Raw genomic sequence first — 16,629 nt, 5'->3', positions numbered from 1 at the left:
CAGCCTAACCCCACGGCCGAGCGAACGGCGGCCCGAATGCGGATTCGGCAGCCGTATCGACAATACGGAAACCTATCCGGAAGATCACTTTTTCTGGGGCCGCTGACTCCCCGTGTCAGAACGGATCGCGCGGGCCAGCAGGTTGAGGCGGCTCTCCTCGCCCGCGTGCGCGCCGGTCAGGTCGAGCGGGCGGCGGAGGGCGGCGAAGCGGGGCAGTTCCACGGGCTCGATCAGCACGGGGACGAACCGCCGCCCGCCCGGCTCGTGCACGCGGGTCAGCAGCGCGGCGTAGTCGTCCATGACCCTCGGCTGCTTCACCGACGCCCGGCTGAACACCAGGACGCCGTTCGCCGCCGCGCCGATCGCCCGCTCCTTCTCCAGCAGGACGACCAGTCCCGGGTCGACCCAGGGCTCGATCCAGACCGCCACGCGCCGGCGGCGCAGCTGGAGCGCGAGCCGCTCGACGGTCGGGGTGTCCTCCTCGGCGAAGCAGATGACGGCGTCGAGCCTGGCCGGATGCTCCGGCTCCGCTTCGGCGGGTTGCTCGGGCTCGGGCAGGGCGAGGGCGTGGACGTCGTGGCCGGGAATCCAGATCCAGGCGGGCTGGTCGAACTCCTTCCGCGCCACCCGGATCTCCCGCAGGTCTCCCGGTTCGAGGCCGGTGTGCCCCTGCCGGATCGTGTCGGCGTAGATCTGCCGCGAGTAGACGACCGCCAGGTCGGCGCCGGACGCGGCGAGCGCGTCCTTCAGGAGCGCGCTGTCGCACAACCGGCTGACCTCGACCGGGCCCGCGCCCGTGTGGCCGTTGGGCGCGTCGAGCGCGACGCCGTGGTGGACGGCGAGCCGCAGCCGGAGCCGCAGGTCCGGGTGGAGCCCGCGGTTGTGGGCGCGCAGCTCGGCGGCGAGCGCGCGGGGCAGGTCCCCGACGACCCGCGGCTCGGGCTCGGTGTCCGGGAGGACGGCCAGCTCGCCGTCGCCGCTCGGCTGCCGGATCCAGCCGGGGCGGTTCAGCCCGGCCCGCGCGGCGGCCTCGTCCAGCACGCGGAGCAGCCCCTCCTGGATTCTCGCCTGCTCGCGGTCGGTGGCGCCGCCGTATCCCCGGGCGTCCACCGAGAGCAACAATCTTCGCATTCCGTTCCCCTTTTCGATCGGTGCTCAGGTGCCGATCAGCTCGGCCTCCGGGGAGGCCAGCACCCCCGTCATGGCCAATAGCGACACCAGCGGTTGCAGGACGCGCCGCGGATGGACGCCCTCGGTGAAGTACGACTCGTCGGTCGCGTCGTCGTAGGCCGCGCCGGACCCGGTCGCCGACGCGACGTGCAGGGTGGCGTGGCGGCATTCGCGGTAGGGCCGCGTCCAGGCGTGGGCCTCGCGGCGGTGCAGGTAGGCGTAGACGTCCGCGCTCTCGCGCAGCGACTCGTCGGCGTCGAGCGTCGCGGTGTCGCGGCGCAGCCACAGCGCCACCGGGTCCTCGTAGCGGAGCAGGTCCGCCTTGGCGAGGACGACGGCGGCGCTCACCCGCGGCAGCCGTCCCGACGCCCGCAGCAGGTCGAGGACGGCGCCGAACGCGTGGTCGCGGCGGTCCGCCTCGTCCAGCCGGGCCGGGTCCACCACGAAGATCAGCCCGTGCGCCGCGTCGAGGAACGCGGTGGCCTCGGCGACGCGGGTCAGGTCGTCGCCCGCGACGTCGAACAGCGCGACGGGACGCGGCGGCCGGTCGCCGTGCGCGACCATGAACCCGTCGGCGAACATGACCCGGCCGGGCGGGGTCGGCGCGAGCTCGCGGGCCTCGCCCAGCAGCGGGCCGACGTGGTCGCGCAGGTACCGCTGGTGCAGCGGCACCTCCAGCGGCCAGCAGGCGAGCCCGTACCGCCGGTGGAGGTCGCCGCGCTCGACCGCGCTGATCATCGCGGTCAGCAGGTGGGTCTTGCCGGAGCCCGGCGCCCCCACCATCCCGAACACCAGCGGCGGGCCGGACTCCCCGTAGGAGGCGGGCAGGTGGTGGGGCGCGGCGTGCTCGTTCGGGCAGCGGACCCACGCCAGCCGGCGCAGTCTCGCCTTCTGCTCGGGCCCCGCGTCCCCCGGGACGGGTTGCGGGACATACCCGCCCGTCGGGGCGTCGTAGCGGTAGAGCGGAAGGTCCGCCCACCGGATGCGGTGGAGGCAGACCGGGCACAGCACCGCGTCGAGGTCGGGCATCGCTCTCAGCCTCCGATCAGCCTCGCGGACAGGACCAGCAGCACGATCGCCGACGCGCCGATCCACACCCAGTGCGGGGACGGCCCGAGGTGCCACCGCCGGACGAGCCGCGCCAGCCAGGCCGCGAACCGCGTGAACGCGCCCTCCCGAACCTCCGGCGGCGGCACCTTCGGCGGATGCTTGGCCGCCCGGACCTCGAAGAACTCGCGCCGCCCCGCCACGAGCCCCGGGTCCGGCTCCGGCGCGTACGGGACGGGTTCCGCCGCCTCGACGCGGCGCAGCATCTCGGCCGTGTCGGGGCGCTCGGCGGGCGGGAGGAAGAGGCCGTCCACGAGCCGTTCCAGTTCGGGCGGCAGGCTCGCGGTGTCCGGCTCGCGGTGCTCCTCGCCGGTCGCCATGTAGACGAGGAGGCCGCCCGCCGCCCACAGGTCGTCGCGGTCGCCCACATCCCCGCCGACCTGGTCGGGACGCTGCTCGGGCGCACACCACGGCGGCGCGCCGCCAGCCGTGCGCGGCTCGCCCAGCAGGGCGGCGTGGGCGAAGTCGGTGATCTGCGCCTGGCGGCCGTCCCACCGCACCGTCCAGGGGTTCAGCGCGCGGTGCGCGATCCCGGCCACCGCGAGCAGCCGCACCCCGGCGAGCAGGCTCGTCTGGAACCGGCGCAGGTCCTGCGGCAGCAGCCGGCCCGCCTCGGCGCCGCAGGGACCGCCCCGGTACGGCTCCACCAGCGCGAACGGCTCGGCCCCCGGGACGTGGTGGCCGATCAGCGCGGACACCTCCGCCGGGTGGGGCCGCCCGGCGAGGCAGCGCCACCGCCACCGCCCGGCGATGATCTCGTTGTCGAGCGCGCGGTGCCCGGCGGCGCCGGGCGCGGCGGGCCGCAGGAGCAGCGCCTCGAACGCGCTCTCGGCCGTCTCCAGGCACACCCGCGCGCCGTCGTCGGTCGCGGCCACGACCATCGCCCGGACCGGGTGGCCGGTGCGGGCGTCGAGATAGCACACGGGCCGGGGCGTCACCTCGTTCACGTCGTCTCCCAGCTGTCGCCGTCGGATGTCCAGCTCTGCCGCACCGCGTCGGGCCGGACCGGTACCAGCCGCAGCACCCCCGCGTGCCGGGACGACCGGATCCAGAGCGTGTCGGCGGGGCACCGCGCGGCCAGCGCCGCCCGCGTCGCCTCCGGTGCGAACCGCACGCAGGGGGGATGCCGGTCGCCGTCGCGCGTCAGCGCCAGCTCGCCGGGCCCGAGCAACTGCCACATCACGCCGTCGGGACGGTGCGCCACCTCGTTCGCGAGCGCTCCGGCGTCCGCCTCCTCCATGCGGAGCGACGCGTCCGAGGCGGAGGGCGGCGGTTCGAGCGCGCCGTGCAGGCTCGCCCGCCGTTCCCATTCCGTGAGCCGATCGGCTGTCGCAGTGCACGCCCTTTCCTGATGGACGGTCGGCAGGTCGTCCGCCGGGTCACCCCAGCACGGTTCGAGCGCCGCCTCGACCAGGCCCCGGAGATGGCGCCGGACGGACGCGACCAGCTCCACCCGCGCGCCGGTGCGGCCGTCCGCCGCCGGACGCGTTTCGGCGTGCCATGCCAGCGCGTCCCGGACGCCCGCGACCGCCGCTGCGGCGCGGACCAGGTCGGCGACGCCGGCGCGACCGCGGGCGGCCCGCACCCAGCCCGCCGCGAGCCGCAGGGCGGTCGCGTCCAGCTCCGCCAGCACCGCCGGGACCTCCTCCAGCCCGGTCGCGCGGACCCAGCGGCGGCAGCGGGAACGCCATGACCAGAGCGTCGTCGCGAGCGCCCCACCACCCGCGAGCAGCACGGACGCCAGCCGCAGCGCGGGCGACAGGTCGACCGGGCCCACCGCGCCCACCAGGAAGCAGCCGAGCACGCAGGCCGCGACGGTCTCCATCATCGGCGCCCTCTCGTCGCGAAGCCCGTCACCCGGGCCGCGGACGAGGCTCAGGCCGATCAGCAGCACATAGATCACCCCGAAGGCCGCCGCGCCCGCGACGCCGAACGGGCCGAGCCCGGCGAGCAGGGTGACGGCCAGGCCGGGCAGGGGCAGCCACGCCTGCGAACGCGGCAGCCGCGCGTCCCCCCGCAGCCGGTCGAGCACTTCCGCCGGGCAGGCCCGATCCAGCTCCCGCTCCGCGTCCAGACGCGGCGGGACGACCCGCTGCTGCTGCTCGCGCAGCCCCTCCTTGAGCCCGGCCAGCGACGATCCCCGCGTGAGCGCCTCCGCGACGTAACCGCCGAAGGCCATGCGAACCTGTTCTCGATCGGGCTTCTCGGGCTCGGGCAGCAGCACGCCCTTCTCGCGGAGCAGGCGGTGCTGACCGGGGAACGGTTCGATGTCCGCGGGGACCTCGGCGAACAGCGTCCCCCAGTGCGTCGGCAGCTCGGCGACGGCCTGACCGGCGTGCGCGATCTCGCCGACCGCGGGTAGCGGCCGCCGGAACAGCAGCAGCGAGGACGGCCCGCCCAGCCGCTCGGCGGCCGTGTGCGCCCCGGCCACGGCGGCCTCCGCCCGTTCACCGGCCGCCTTGAGCGGGCTCCCGTCCCGGACCCGAACCGTGGTCTCCTCCGGCTCGCCCTCGCCTTCTTCCAGAGGCGGGACGGCAGGCCGGGCGTCCGGTTCCAGGAGTTCGGAGATGGCGGTGAGCAGCGCCGAGGCGAACTCCGCGTCGTCCGGCAGCCCGGCCGCGAGCCGCATCCCGGGGTTGGACACCCCGCCGGGCACGGCGGCCGCGAGTACGGCCGTCCGGTCGAACACCTCCGGGAGCCGCAGCAGCTCGCGCAGCCGCGCGAGACCCCCGCCGGGCACGTCCGGGCCCGCGATCAGCGCCGGGCCGTCCGGCCGCCAGCCGTGCCCGGCCTCGTCGGGGACCCACAGCAGCCCGGCGTCCTGCCCGGCCAGCAGCGGCCCGGGCACCTCAAGCCCGGTCGCGCCGCCGGGACGGCCCACCGCCACGCACAGCAGCGCGCCCACCAGCGGGGTCCGCAGCCGCGCGAACACCGCCGCGTGCGGCATCAGCAACCGGCTCTCGTCGGTCACCAGGACCCGGCCGGTGCCCGCGCCGCGCGTCTCCCACAGCTCGTCGAGCAGCTTGAGCGCCTGGGTGGGGTCCGTCCCGCGAAGGTCGAGTTCGGCCACCGCCGGGCGCTCCCCTCTCGGCTCGTCCACGGCCTCACCACCCCTCGACGGCCCGCTCCAGCTCCAGCAGGTTCCGCCGGATCGCCATGACCTCGGTGAACTCCCGCTCCAGTGCGTCCGGGACCGTCCGCGCCCAGAAGTCGCGCATCTGCACGGCCCGCGCGCGCACCGACGGGTGCAGGCCGTCCAGCATCCGGTCGATCACCGTGATCTGCTCGGCGGCGAGCGACCGGACGATCCGGTACACATCGTGCGGCGGCTTGGGCTGGGTGCCGACGCCGTCGGGGTTCTCGCCCATCAGCCGCTGGCAGAAGTGGCGGCAGAGATCGGAGTCGTCGGCGATCGCCGCGTTCTCGTAGGCGCGCAGGAGGCTGCCCCAGGACGAGGCGCGGTCGAGCGGCTGGAGGTCCAGGGTCATCGCGACCTGCTCGGTCAACCGGACGGTCAGGCTGATCGGGGAGGCGGGGTCGCCGTCGATGCTCACCAGCCCGTTCCACATGGCGGAAAAAAGGCGGTGCATGATCTCCACGCGGTGGTGTTCGCGGGTGGCGAGGTACCCGTAGTCGAACCCCGTCCGCTGCCGCCACTTGAGGAAGTCCTGGGACTGCGGACGGTCGACCGCGTCGGCCCAGGTCCGCAGCAGCTCCCGCACCTCGCGGACCTCGGTGAGGCCCATCGAGGTCCGCAGCAGCACCACCGAGATCGACTCCGTGGTGCCGTCCGAGAACTGGAAGTTCGCCGCCTCGCCCGCCGGGAGCCTGATCGTCCGCCGCAGGTACTCCTCGGTCACCGGGTCGGGCGCGGCGGCGGGATAGGTGACCAGCACCTTCAGCGGCCCCCGGCCCTGGGGGACGAACGCCGAGGTCACCAGCCCGGCCAGCTTGGCGCGGAAGGGGACGAGGTCGCTTTCGGGAAGCCGTCCCGTGCCCTGCGCGGCCTCGGCCAGCAGGTCGCCCAGCCGGGGCAGCGGCGGCCCGTGGTCGGGGCCCGGCGTCCGCAGCGACACCATGATCTCGTTCCGCAGCGTCCGGCGGAGCGCGTCGACCGCGCGTCCGGCCGCCTTGGCCGAGCCGTCGAGGCACAGCTCGCCGAAGGCGTCGGCCCACGCGTCGGGGGTGAGCAGGGCGTGCAGCAGGTCGCCCTCGCGCGCCGAGGCGGGCAGCGTCCCGGCCGCGACCCGCGCGTCGATGATCCGCTGGACCGCCGACCGGTGGAAGTACTCCAGGTCGTCGCCCGCCGGAAGCAGGTACGCCACCCTGCCCTGGCGCTGCCGCAACCGGTCGGCCCGCCCGTGGTCGTCCTCGCGCTCGCGCCTGGCGTGCTCGGTCAGCTCGCCGGTCAGCGCGGCGAGGGTCGTGTACGCCTGGTCGAGGCGGGGCTGCCAGCCCGGAGCCAGCTTCGACCACGGCTGCGTCCAGGCGACGTGCGACTGCCACTGGTACCAGGCGTCCTGCTCCCGGCGGGCCTGGTCCGGGAGGCCGTCGTCCCAGCGCACCGGGACGAAGCCGCCCAGCCTGTCCCGGAGGTCGGGCACCCTCGGTGCGACGTCGCGCCCGTCGCCCGTCTTGGGCGCGGCCGGTGCCTCGCGCCGCCGCGTCATCAGCCCCTGTGCGCCCTCGCGGTCGACCTCGCCGCCCAGCCCCTCATGGCCGAACACGACCCGCTGCGCGCGGAAGGGGTCGCACTCCTTCAGCAGCCACTCGATCGCGTCCTCGGGGGCGAACGCCTCCACCTGGAGGGGGACGTCGTTGTCCAGCCGGGTCCGCTGCGCGGCCAGGCCCGCCCGCATGGACTCCACGCGGTCGGCGAGCGCGGTCATGACCGCGCGGGCGCCGCGCGCGGGCTCGGGCTCCGCGAAGTCCTCCTTCGGCCGGACGAGCAGGTCGTGCAGCCCGGCCTTGGTGAAGAACCCCTTGATCAGCTCGCGGTTCGCCTCGGCGGCGCCCGGCGGGACGGCGAGCTGCTCGACGCCGTCCGCGAGCAGCCGTCCCGCCACCAGGTCGGCGATCTCCTCCACCGGCACGCTCAGCGAGGCGACGAGCGCGGTCGACACGCCCTGGTCGCCGATGCCGTCGGGGGCCTGGGTCTGCCGCTCGCTCGCGTGGTTCAGGAAGTCGTCGGCGAAGGTCTGGTGGTGGCCCCCGCGACCCGCGTCGGAGCCGGTCGCCTCCGCGCCGACCAGGGACATGACGAGCGCGGCGACCGAGCGGCGCAGGTCGTCCGGATCGACGCCCGTCGGTCTCGTGAACAGAAAAGCTGTTTGCATGATGCCCGGACGCATTTCGATTCGACCGAGTTCGGGGAGCCACACCGCGACCTCGTCGTCGTCGTCGGGCGCCGCGCCGCCGGGGCGGTCCCATCCGGTCGAGCCGAGCATCCCCCCGGTCCCGCCGCTGTTCTGCCGGTCGACCAGCTGGAACAGGTCGAGCAGGGCGCGCGCGGCGTTCAGCTCGCCGGACCGTCCGCCGCCCATCCCCTCCGGGAACGCGGACGGCAGCAGGACGAGCGGATGGATTCTGGGCTTGATCGCGGTATGCGCGAACAGCTCCGCCACCACGTGCAGGGCGTCATAGAAGATCCCCGCGCCGGTGCCGCCCACGACGGAGAACGCGACGAATACATCCACGGCGGACGGGTCGCTCGCCGCGCCGTCCGCCATGTACGCCAGGTCGGCGGCGCCCTGCGCCGACGACAGCCGTCCGATCGCCTCGCCCAGCCGCTCCGCCATCGGCGCCGAGCCGTGGCAGAAGGTGTCGAGGAGCACGGCGCGGCCGACCGTGGGGTGCTTGCCCGCGCCGAGTCCCAGCGGCGTGACGTTCGGCTCCCCGGCCGGGCCCGGCAGCCAGCCCTCCACCTGCCGCCCCAGCCGCAGCCGCAGGTTGCGCGCCAGCTCGGGGTAGTTGTCGGCGTAGGTGTTCAACCCGATGTAGGTGGCGGTGTGATGGGTCGAGGAGAGGTACCGGGGGTCGGGCACCGTCCGCTCGGGGAGCTTGCGGAGATCGGCCAGGTTGACGTCGATGAACACGGTCTGGACGCAGGCGGGCAGCTCGTAGCGCGCGGCGCTCGGACGCTTCCGCTGGAACGCGGTGCCGTCCGGGCCGCAGATCTCGGCGCGGAACCAGCTCTCCAGCGCCGCGCCGATCCGGCAGCCGGTGCCGCCGAACCCCACGAACATCAAGGGCTGTCGAAGCTTCACGTGTATCTCCTATGGCATTTCAGAGCCACTCGTCGGAGGTGGTGTGGGGCGTAGGGGGCACCAGCGATTCGTCCGGGCCGGGTGGTCTCCCCGGACGGCGACTCCTGTCCGGCCGGTCGAGCAGGCGGCGGATCAGGCCGCTCGACCCGGACCGCGCGGGGGCGCTCCGGAAGACGAGCCGCACCCCGTCGCCGACGTCCTCGCTCTCGGCGCCGAGCGTGACGTGGAACTCCGTGCCGTCCGGACGGGTGACCGCGACCCGTCCGGGCTCCGCGCGCCGCGCCACCAGGGCCTTCTCACCGGCCACGGGATGGTCGAGGCGCGTGCCGCCGTCGCGGACCACGAACGGGAACTCGTCGGACCACCGGCCGCGCGGCCGCAGCTCCCGGCCGATCTCCCCGCCGTCGCGGTCGCGCAGCCCGGCCCGCAGGCCCCGCACGTCCGTGCGGGCGCGCTCGACGCGGCGCTTCAACCAGGCGGCGGCGATCGCCAGGGCGACCAGCGCGAGGACGCCGAGGATCTCCCAGAAGTGCCGTTCCAGCCATCCGGGCGGCGCCTCCACGCCGACCGTGCGCTGCCCGGCGAGGTAGACCTTCGCCGGGTCGGCCTCGTCCGCCAGCTGGACCGTCACCGTGGCGCGGCCCAGCGCCGCCCGCTCGCCGAACCGGAGGGTGAACGGATGCGTGGAGCCTCCCGGCCGGACGGTCAGGGGCGTGTCCGGGGCGAGCGTGACCTGGGCCTGCGGCGGCGCCCGCAGGAGGAGCCGCGTCCGAATCGGACGTGAAGTGGCGTTGTGCAGCTGGATCTCCCCGTGGACGACCCCGCCCGGGTGGACGTCCGTCCCGTCCGGGTACCGCACCACGCCCTGGACGTCCGGCGGCCGCGCGATCACGTTGACGGTCGCGCTCGGGTTCCGCTCCGACCGGACGCCCGCCGCCGCCACCTGCCCGGTCAGCGTGACCAGTCCCGGCGCGCCGGGCGCGGTGAAGACGCCCGCGTAGGAGCCGTCCCCAGGACGGTCGTCCGGGGCCCGCCCGTCGTCGCGCATCGGCACCGGCCGCCCCGCGCCGAGCGCCCGCCCGGCCGCCGTGACCGTGAACGAGAACCCCTCCAGCTCCTTCGGGTCCTGGACGTAGCCGCCCCGCGTCTCCAGCGCGAGCCGGACCGTGACGTGCTCGCCCGTCCGGACCGTCGGGCGCTCCACCACCAGCGAGGACCGGATCACGCCCTGGAACATGACCGTGGCCGCGACCCGCTGCCGTGGCGTTCCGGCGGGCGTGGTCAGCCTGACCTTCCAGGTGCCGTTCGGCGGCGAGACCACCCGCAGCGCCTCGATCGCGCCGCCCGTGCCGCTGCGGGTGAACGTGGACGCGCCCTGCGTCCCGCCCGACGGGGCGACGCGGCCGTCGGGCGCCACGAACTCCACCCGCACCCCCGGATCGCCCTTGGCCACCGTCAACGTCGCCTCGGACGCGATGGCGGGGACGGCCAGCGGCAGTTCGACCGTCCCGCCGGGGCTGAGCGAGCCCTCCGAAGGCGGGCTGACGCGGAAGCACGACGCGGCGGCATAGGCCTCGACGAGCGACCGCGCCACCTGCCGAGAATCGCGGACCCTGCGCGCGCGGGGCCGGGACTCGGCGCGCCCGTCGCAGCCCCGCCGCGCCCCGCCCTCGGCGAACCGGTCGAGCCCGGCCTGGTCCACCTCGGGCCCGAACCCGAGAGGCCAGATCCCGACCCCCTCGTCCCGCGCGCCGTCCAGCTGCTCCCGGAGCCGCCGGTCTTCCGCGTCGGCGTTCCCGTGGCCTCCGGTGGGGTCGTTACGCCCATCCGTCAGCAGGAAGACGCTCTTGAGTGCACCGCCCGGCGACCCGGACCGAAGGATGCGCAACGCCTCCGCGAGGGCCGCCGCGTGGTCGGTGTCGTCGCCCTCGGCCTGGCTGCGCCGATGCAGCCCCTTCACGCAGGCCGTGAGGTACTGCAATTCCGCGCGGCCCGTCACGACCGTGGGGCGGCAGTACTGCGTGACCGCGTCCCGTCCCGCGCGTCCCGCGCTTCCGAAGCCGATGACCGAAACCCTTGTCCGAGGGTTCAGCCCGCCCTGGACGATCGTGGCCGCCGCCTCCAGCTCCGCGTGGACGTCCTCGGGCGCCAGGCTTCCCGACTCGTCCACCGCCACCACCAGGTCCAGCGGCGTCGGCTCGGGCGCCCGCGCGTCCGCCCGTCCCGGCGGCATCGGGGGCAGCCCGGCGAGCGCGGCGGCCACCAGACCGCACGCGATCGACCGTCGGGCGCGCTCCCGGGACGGAGCGCACGACCTGAACCCCTTCACGACCACCCCCGGCTTCGCCTGACCCCCGGAGACCTCCGGCCGCGCCGCGTCCCCGAGCCCGCCCGGGATGCTGCCAGGTACGCGCCGTCCGGAAAGCCTCGTGGTACGGCTTCCGGGATGTTCGTTGGAATCGCGCCCCGAAGGGCCGGGGCGGTGCCGCCGTCAGAGTTCCAGCAGCTTGCCGACGAGCCTGACGAGCTGGGCGCGTTCGCCTGTGGTCAGGGGGGCGAGCCCCCCGGGTCAGGTGGAGTACTCGCCGTCCCAGGGCTCGCAGAAACCGAGCCCGTCGGGGTAGAGCTCGGCCCAGTCGTCTTCGTCCTCGTTCCCGCCGTGCCGCTCGATGACCAGCCCGAACAGCACGTTGTCGACGGTCAGCCGGAAGGGGCGGATCCCGATGCCCTGGAACTCCCGGCGCGGCAGGGCGTCCACCAACGCCGCCATGCGGGCTTCGGCACGGGCGAGGGGCGAGTCCGGGCCGCCGCGGTCCCGCTGCTGCTCGTCCCAGGTGCCTGCGCACCAGATGTCGGAGTCGACGTGGCGGCCCTCGAAGTCGAACCGGTGCAGGACGGCGTAGAGACGTCTGGCGTCCTCCGAGCCTTCGCCGTATCGATGCCCCTCGGGGACGGCGTATGTGACCGAGGCGAGGAACTGCCCGTCCGCGAATCGCCCGATCGTGCCGGTTCGGTGGTTCGGCTCGTAGGCGATCGGGATGATCTCGGGGACTGCCATGGCGGAACCCTAGCCGGGTTTGCGCGCCACACCGCCCGAGCAGGACACCTCGGGGACGTCCTCCTGACCCGGGACGGGACGCCACCGCGTCACCGGCACCACGCCGGGTTCCACCAGTTCCAGGCCGTCGAAGAACCGGGCGATCTGCTCCGGGGTCCGGGGCGTGTAGGGGATGGCGCCGCTTCCGGCGTTGTAGGCGCGGATCGCCGCGGTGTAGTCCGGGTCCTGGTCGGTCCCGTCGTAGACGGCCAGGAAACTGCCGGACGGCAGCGCGTCCATGAGCGTCGCGACGATCGTCCTGGCCTGGTCGAAGTCGGGCACGAGCCCCAGGATGCCCATCAGCATGAGCGCGACCGGACGGTCGTAGTCGAGGGTCCGGGAGGCCTCGGCGAGGACGGTGCCGGGGTCGCGCACGTCCGCCTCGATGTAGGCGGTGGCGCCCTCGGGCGTGCTGGTCAGCAGGGCCTTGGCGTGGTCGAGCACCAGCGGGTCGTTGTCGACGTAGACGATCCGCGCGGCGGGCAGCGCCCGCTGCGCCACCTCGTGGGTGTTGTCCATCGTCGGCAACCCGGTGCCGATGTCGAGGAACTGCGCGATGCCGACCTCGCCCGCCAGGTACCGCACCACCCGGCGCAGCATCTGCCGGGACTGCTGGGCCATCGCGACCATCCCCGGGAACGCCGCGAACACCCGTTCGCCCGCCTGCCGGTCGACGGGATAGTTGTCGGTGCCGCCCAGCAGGAAGTTCCAGACCCGCGCCGAGTGGGGCACGGAGGTGTCGATCCTGTCCGCCGGGTCCGTCCTGTCCGCCGGTTCCGTCACGGGCCGTCCTCGATGCTCGGGTTCCGAAGTCCTTCCCCGGAGGCTTACCCCCAGATCAGCCCCTGACTACCGGCCCCGTTGCAGGTAGTCGAGGAGGTCGTCGTTGGGGCGGGCCGGGGCCGGGTGCGCGCGGCGGGAGTGGGTGAGGCCCGCGCGCAGCAGTTGCTGGACGAGCTGGTGCGCCGCCACCCCCGGGTTGATGACCGGGATCGGGAGGTGTTCGGCGAGGTAGCGGTGCGACTGGTGCATGGTGGTGCTGCCCAGGATCAGCACGTGGACGTCGTCCTCGTCGATCGCGGCGCGCGCCGCGTCGAGCAGCCGGGGGAAGACCTCGTGCTCGCGTCCGGTGAGCAGCGCCTCCGCATCCGGGCGGACGCCGATGTCGCGCACGCTGACCAGACGGTCGGCGAGCCCGGCGGCGGACGCGGCGGCCGGGTAGAGCGCGTGCCAGGGCGGCCACATCGTGAGCACGCCGATCCGCTGGCCGAGCACGCCCGCCAGCGCCATCGACGCCTGGCACGCGCCGACGACGGGGATGTCCAGGCGCGAGCGCAGCGCGGCGAGCCCGCTGTCGGACATGGAGTTGACCACGACGGCGGCGTAGCCGTCGGCCTGTGCTCCGGTGGCGGCGGCGAGCACGGCGACGTCGCTGAGCGTCCGCTCGTACGCGCTGTCGATCATGTTGAGCGGGCCGTCCGCGGGGGCGGTGAACTCGACGACCACGCCGTCGTCGATGATCTCCGCGGGGAGCTGCTCGGCGAACGCCGCCCGCGCGTCCGGCGGCACCGCCACCGGCAGGACGTGCAGGACGCGCTTTCCGGTCATCGTCCCCGTCATTTCCCGCAGGCGGCGACCGTGAGCCGGGAGGCGGGCCGCGAATGGTTCAGGGTCTGCGTGGGCGTCTCCCCGAAGCGCCGCCGGTAGTGGACGCCGAAACGGGTCAGGTCCATGTACCCGGCGGACTCGGCGATCCGCGTGATGACGCCGGGCGCGGAATGCGCGGCGAGAATGGCGGCGCGCGCGTTGTCGAGCCGGACCCCGCGCAAGAGCTGGGTGGGCGTGACGCCCCACTGGTCGCGGCAGATGACCTGGAGCTGGCGAATGCCGATGCCCGCCGCCGCCGCGACGTCGCGGACGCCGATCGGCTCGTTGTAATGCGCGTGCACCCAGTCGCGGATGAGCGTGGCGAGATAGTGCGGGACGCGGCGCGGCGGCTCCGCGAGCGACGCGGTCGCGGTGTGCGGGAGGCCGAGCAGAATGGCGGTCAGCAGCGCCTCCTCCAGATTCCGCGCCGCCAGCGGATGCAGGTGCGAACCGTTGTCGAGAACGCGGCAGACGTGCCGCCACGTCTGCTCGACGATCGAGGCGGGGGCCAAGGCTCGGGCGTCGGAACCGGGCTCGGCGCCGTGGAAACGCAGCGGCCGGCCGGGCTGGTCGCCCAGATAGTCGGCGAGGTAGTCGGTGAGCCGTCCCGTGCTGGTGGCGATGACCAGGCAGCCGAGCCGGGGGTCCGGCTTCATGCGCATCGGCTTGTCGTGGGAGAGGACGAGGCTTCCCCCGGCGGTGCCGTGCTCCTTGGTGGTCCGGTATTCGAAGTCCATCGGCGCGATCGGCGCGCACATGGCGAACTCGCCGCCGGTCGGCGGGGTGTCCACGATGACGCCCCCGCCGCCGTAGCGCACCCAGACCAGATTGACGGCGCCGACGCCGAGCGCGTTGACGCGGCCGTCCAAGGGAATGCCGCGCTTGAGCAGTTGCAGGTCGTGGCCGACGGCGAACGGCTCCACCTCGTCGTGCAGAACGTCGATCTCCGTCTCGCCGGAGACGCGCTGGTACGCCGACAACGGCGGCCGTTCGGACTCGCGCTCCGGAAGGTCGGGGACGCGCCTCGTGCGCTCGGACTGGATGGTTTCGGTTTCGGTCATGTCGTCTGGGGATGATGTCGTGATCAACTGGATTCGGGACGCTTGGGATCGGAGCCGCGGACACCGCGCGCGCGGAGCCGGGGCATGACTTCGGCGGCGAAGTAGCCGAGTTCGTCGGCGTAGTTGAGGAATGAGAGCGCGATACCGTCGAAACCCGCCTTCGCGAACCGCTCAAGGGCGTCGGCGACGTCGTCAGGGTCGCCCACCAGCGGGCAGCTTCCGTGCCCGGCCGCGAAACGGTTGCGGTACATCTTCAGCATTTCCGGGGTGAACGACTGCGCGTGCAGCCCCTGCAATCGCATCACCTCGTCGACGGCGGGCCAGTCGGCGTTCTCGTCGGCGTAGTAGCGCAGGAACTCCTCCGCCTCGGCGCGGGACGGGCGGCACACGACGTGGCCGAGGGTGAACACGCCGACCGTCCGGCCATGCGACGCGGCCTCCGCGCGGATGGCCTTGACGATCTCCGCGCCGTCCTCGGGTCCGCCGACGACGGTGAACGCCCGGTCGGCGTTGCGGGCGGCGAACGAGCGGCCCTGCGCCGACGAGCCCGCGTTGATCACGGGCAACCGGTCGCCGCGGTACGGCTTGGGCGCGCCGACGACGCCCTTGAGCTGGAAGAACCGTCCGTCGTGGTCGAAGGGCTCGGTGCTCGACCAGATGCGGCGCACGACGTCCCACCACTCCTGCGCGAGCGCGTAGCGGGTGTCGTGGTCGCCCGGCAGCGTGAGCCCGAACATCTCGTACTCGGGCGCGTGCCAGCCCGCGACGATGTTCAGCCCGATCCGTCCCTTGCTGAGGTGGTCGGCGGTCGCGAGCTGCTTCGCCGCGACGATCGGATGGTGGAACGCGGTGTGGACGGTGCTGAACACGCGGATCCGGCTGGTGGCGGCGAGCAGGCCGGACGCCCAGACGAGCGGGTCGAGGGCGCTCTTGTGGAACTCGGTGCCGGGGCCCCAGTCGGTCCAGCGGGCGACGGGCAGCAGGAAGTCGATGCCCGTCTCGTCCGCGAGCCGGGCGAGCCGCAGGTTGTTGTCCCAGGTGGCGTGCCACCGCTCCGGGACGGTCGTGATAGCCAGCCCGGACTCGGTGTTGGGCGAGAACAGGCCGAGCTGGAATCCGCCGAGCTGGAACCCCATGACGAATCTCCTCCAACCCGGCACCCACTCGCCCGCCGAACGCAGGCCGTCCCCAGTATCGGCATCAGCCCGACGATGGGCAACGGATCGCGCATTTTCCCGCGCGTTCCCCGCGTGCACCAGGCGATCATTAACCGGCCGGATAACTGAGCGGCGAAGGGGCTGCGGAGTCAGGAGTCGGTGCGGCGCTCGGTGCGGTGCTCGGCGGGGACGTCGCCCACCGGCATGACACCGAGGCGCAGTTGGTCGAATGGACCGGGCGCGCGGGCCTCGCCTATCGTCTGCCCTCTCGCGGTCGCGTACACGCTGACCTGCGCGACGGCCGTGGCGTGCCGGTCGGCCCAGCGGATCAGGGCCTGGGTCACCCGGGCGAGGTGCACGCCGCACGCCCTTCGAGTTCGGCGGACGGCCTGGCGTCCGCGCCGATTGCCCTGCTCCCGGCGATTGTCCTGTTCCAGCGCGATACGGAAACACGACAGCCGGTCGCATCCGGGTACTGAGCAGGTCAGGGGAGTATTCGGGTCCGTTCGGATTCGATCAGTCATCGGCGGATGCCTCTGGGTGTGGACCCCAGAAAGGGTGGCGGGAGATTTGTCGGGGGCGTGTGGGAGGCGGTGACGCGACGAGGGCGGGGGTAACGGTAGGGGGCGTGTAACGGGAGGTCCGGGCCCTGCGGGACGGCGGCCCGAGGGGGCGGCTTTCGCCGTCGCACAGGGCCCGGGGCTCGCCTTGCGGCGATATGTTCCGAGCGGGCCCGGGCATTCCGGTGGACGAATCACCCGGAAGCCGCATTGCCCGCGCGGCACGCGGTTCTACCGCTCTACCGGCCTACCGGTTTCGCCGCCAGGGGAGCCCGGCGAGCAGCAGTTCCAGCAGCCGCGCATTGTTGTCAAAGCCCGCCGGGTCGCGATGCGCGCGCCAGGCGATCACAAGGATGAAGACCACATACAACGCGATGGGGACGCCGACGACTAGCGCGAGGGCGAGACCGGCGGACCCGTTCGTGAGTGCGGGCTGTCCCAAGAGTTGCCTGGCGGGGGGTTCGGCGAGCCCTTGGATTCCGTTTCTAGTAATGTCGTGCATAGACGTGCCTCCGTCTTCCGGATACCTAGAGTGCGGGTTGCGGAGAGCACGAGGAGGGGTCG

At 73.9% G+C, this 16,629-nt stretch carries 13 protein-coding genes; all 13 read right to left on the bottom strand.

Features of this window, described 5'->3' with window-relative positions; all coding sequences use genetic code 11:
* Positions 1 to 84: 84 nt before the first annotated feature.
* A complete protein-coding gene (locus K2F47_RS30525) occupies positions 85 to 1,131 on the bottom strand; it encodes a toll/interleukin-1 receptor domain-containing protein (protein ID WP_242909301.1) in 1,047 nt (348 codons plus the stop codon).
* Between the two features lie 24 nt (positions 1,132 to 1,155).
* Positions 1,156 to 2,199, bottom strand: coding sequence for an ATP-binding protein (locus tag K2F47_RS30520; protein ID WP_242909299.1), 1,044 nt, complete (start codon positions 2,197 to 2,199; stop codon positions 1,156 to 1,158).
* 5 nt (positions 2,200 to 2,204) lie between these two features.
* Positions 2,205 to 3,224: a protein kinase family protein gene (locus tag K2F47_RS30515; RefSeq protein WP_242909297.1), complete on the bottom strand. Its 1,020-nt coding sequence runs from the start codon at positions 3,222 to 3,224 to the stop codon at positions 2,205 to 2,207.
* Positions 3,221 to 5,377 (bottom strand): hypothetical protein, encoded by a 2,157-nt coding sequence (locus tag K2F47_RS30510; protein WP_242909295.1) that lies wholly within the window; start codon positions 5,375 to 5,377, stop codon positions 3,221 to 3,223. The genes K2F47_RS30515 and K2F47_RS30510 overlap by 4 nt, the downstream gene beginning before the upstream one ends.
* A gap of 4 nt (positions 5,378 to 5,381) precedes the next feature.
* Positions 5,382 to 8,543, bottom strand: coding sequence for a tubulin-like doman-containing protein (locus tag K2F47_RS30505; RefSeq protein WP_242909293.1), 3,162 nt, complete (start codon positions 8,541 to 8,543; stop codon positions 5,382 to 5,384).
* Positions 8,544 to 8,562: 19 nt separating this feature from the next.
* Positions 8,563 to 10,806 carry a VWA domain-containing protein gene (locus K2F47_RS30500; protein WP_242909291.1) on the bottom strand — a complete coding sequence of 748 codons (2,244 nt, stop codon included), beginning with the start codon at positions 10,804 to 10,806 and terminating at the stop codon, positions 8,563 to 8,565.
* Positions 10,807 to 11,112: 306 nt separating this feature from the next.
* Positions 11,113 to 11,601, bottom strand: a complete 489-nt coding sequence (locus tag K2F47_RS30495) for a hypothetical protein (protein ID WP_242909289.1) — start codon at positions 11,599 to 11,601, stop codon at positions 11,113 to 11,115.
* Between the two features lie 9 nt (positions 11,602 to 11,610).
* The gene (locus K2F47_RS30490; RefSeq protein ID WP_242909287.1) at positions 11,611 to 12,423 is read right to left on the bottom strand and encodes an SAM-dependent methyltransferase; all 813 of its coding nucleotides are present in this window, start codon (positions 12,421 to 12,423) and stop codon (positions 11,611 to 11,613) included.
* A gap of 66 nt (positions 12,424 to 12,489) precedes the next feature.
* Positions 12,490 to 13,248, bottom strand: a complete 759-nt coding sequence (locus K2F47_RS30485; RefSeq protein WP_242909285.1) for an aspartate/glutamate racemase family protein — start codon at positions 13,246 to 13,248, stop codon at positions 12,490 to 12,492.
* A gap of 8 nt (positions 13,249 to 13,256) precedes the next feature.
* Complete coding sequence (locus K2F47_RS30480; protein WP_242909283.1) at positions 13,257 to 14,348, bottom strand: AraC family transcriptional regulator; 1,092 nt, start codon at positions 14,346 to 14,348, stop codon at positions 13,257 to 13,259.
* Positions 14,349 to 14,371: 23 nt separating this feature from the next.
* Positions 14,372 to 15,484 carry an LLM class flavin-dependent oxidoreductase gene (locus K2F47_RS30475; RefSeq protein WP_242909282.1) on the bottom strand — a complete coding sequence of 371 codons (1,113 nt, stop codon included), beginning with the start codon at positions 15,482 to 15,484 and terminating at the stop codon, positions 14,372 to 14,374.
* A gap of 170 nt (positions 15,485 to 15,654) precedes the next feature.
* The gene (locus K2F47_RS30470) at positions 15,655 to 15,864 is read right to left on the bottom strand and encodes a hypothetical protein (RefSeq protein WP_242909280.1); all 210 of its coding nucleotides are present in this window, start codon (positions 15,862 to 15,864) and stop codon (positions 15,655 to 15,657) included.
* 448 nt (positions 15,865 to 16,312) lie between these two features.
* Complete coding sequence (locus K2F47_RS30465; RefSeq protein WP_242909278.1) at positions 16,313 to 16,567, bottom strand: hypothetical protein; 255 nt, start codon at positions 16,565 to 16,567, stop codon at positions 16,313 to 16,315.
* Positions 16,568 to 16,629: the final 62 nt, after the last annotated feature.

It is taken from the genome of Actinomadura terrae (assembly GCF_022751215.1).
Taxonomy (GTDB): Bacteria; Actinomycetota; Actinomycetes; order Streptosporangiales; family Streptosporangiaceae; genus Spirillospora; species Spirillospora terrae.
Note: the sequence above shows the minus strand (reverse complement) of the source record. Positions and strands in the feature narration are given on the sequence as shown.

Bases quoted from the DNA above. Each gene is read 5' to 3' on its own strand.
- K2F47_RS30485 (WP_242909285.1), bottom strand. From the start codon at position 13,248: ATGACCGGAAAGCGCGTCCTGCACGTCCTGCCGGTGGCGGTGCCGCCG.
- K2F47_RS30475 (WP_242909282.1), bottom strand. From the start codon at position 15,484: ATGGGGTTCCAGCTCGGCGGATTCCAGCTCGGCCTGTTCTCGCCCAAC.
- K2F47_RS30525 (WP_242909301.1), bottom strand. From the start codon at position 1,131: ATGCGAAGATTGTTGCTCTCGGTGGACGCCCGGGGATACGGCGGCGCC.
- K2F47_RS30495 (WP_242909289.1), bottom strand. From the start codon at position 11,601: ATGGCAGTCCCCGAGATCATCCCGATCGCCTACGAGCCGAACCACCGA.
- K2F47_RS30520 (WP_242909299.1), bottom strand. From the start codon at position 2,199: ATGCCCGACCTCGACGCGGTGCTGTGCCCGGTCTGCCTCCACCGCATC.
- K2F47_RS30465 (WP_242909278.1), bottom strand. From the start codon at position 16,567: ATGCACGACATTACTAGAAACGGAATCCAAGGGCTCGCCGAACCCCCC.
- K2F47_RS30480 (WP_242909283.1), bottom strand. From the start codon at position 14,348: ATGACCGAAACCGAAACCATCCAGTCCGAGCGCACGAGGCGCGTCCCC.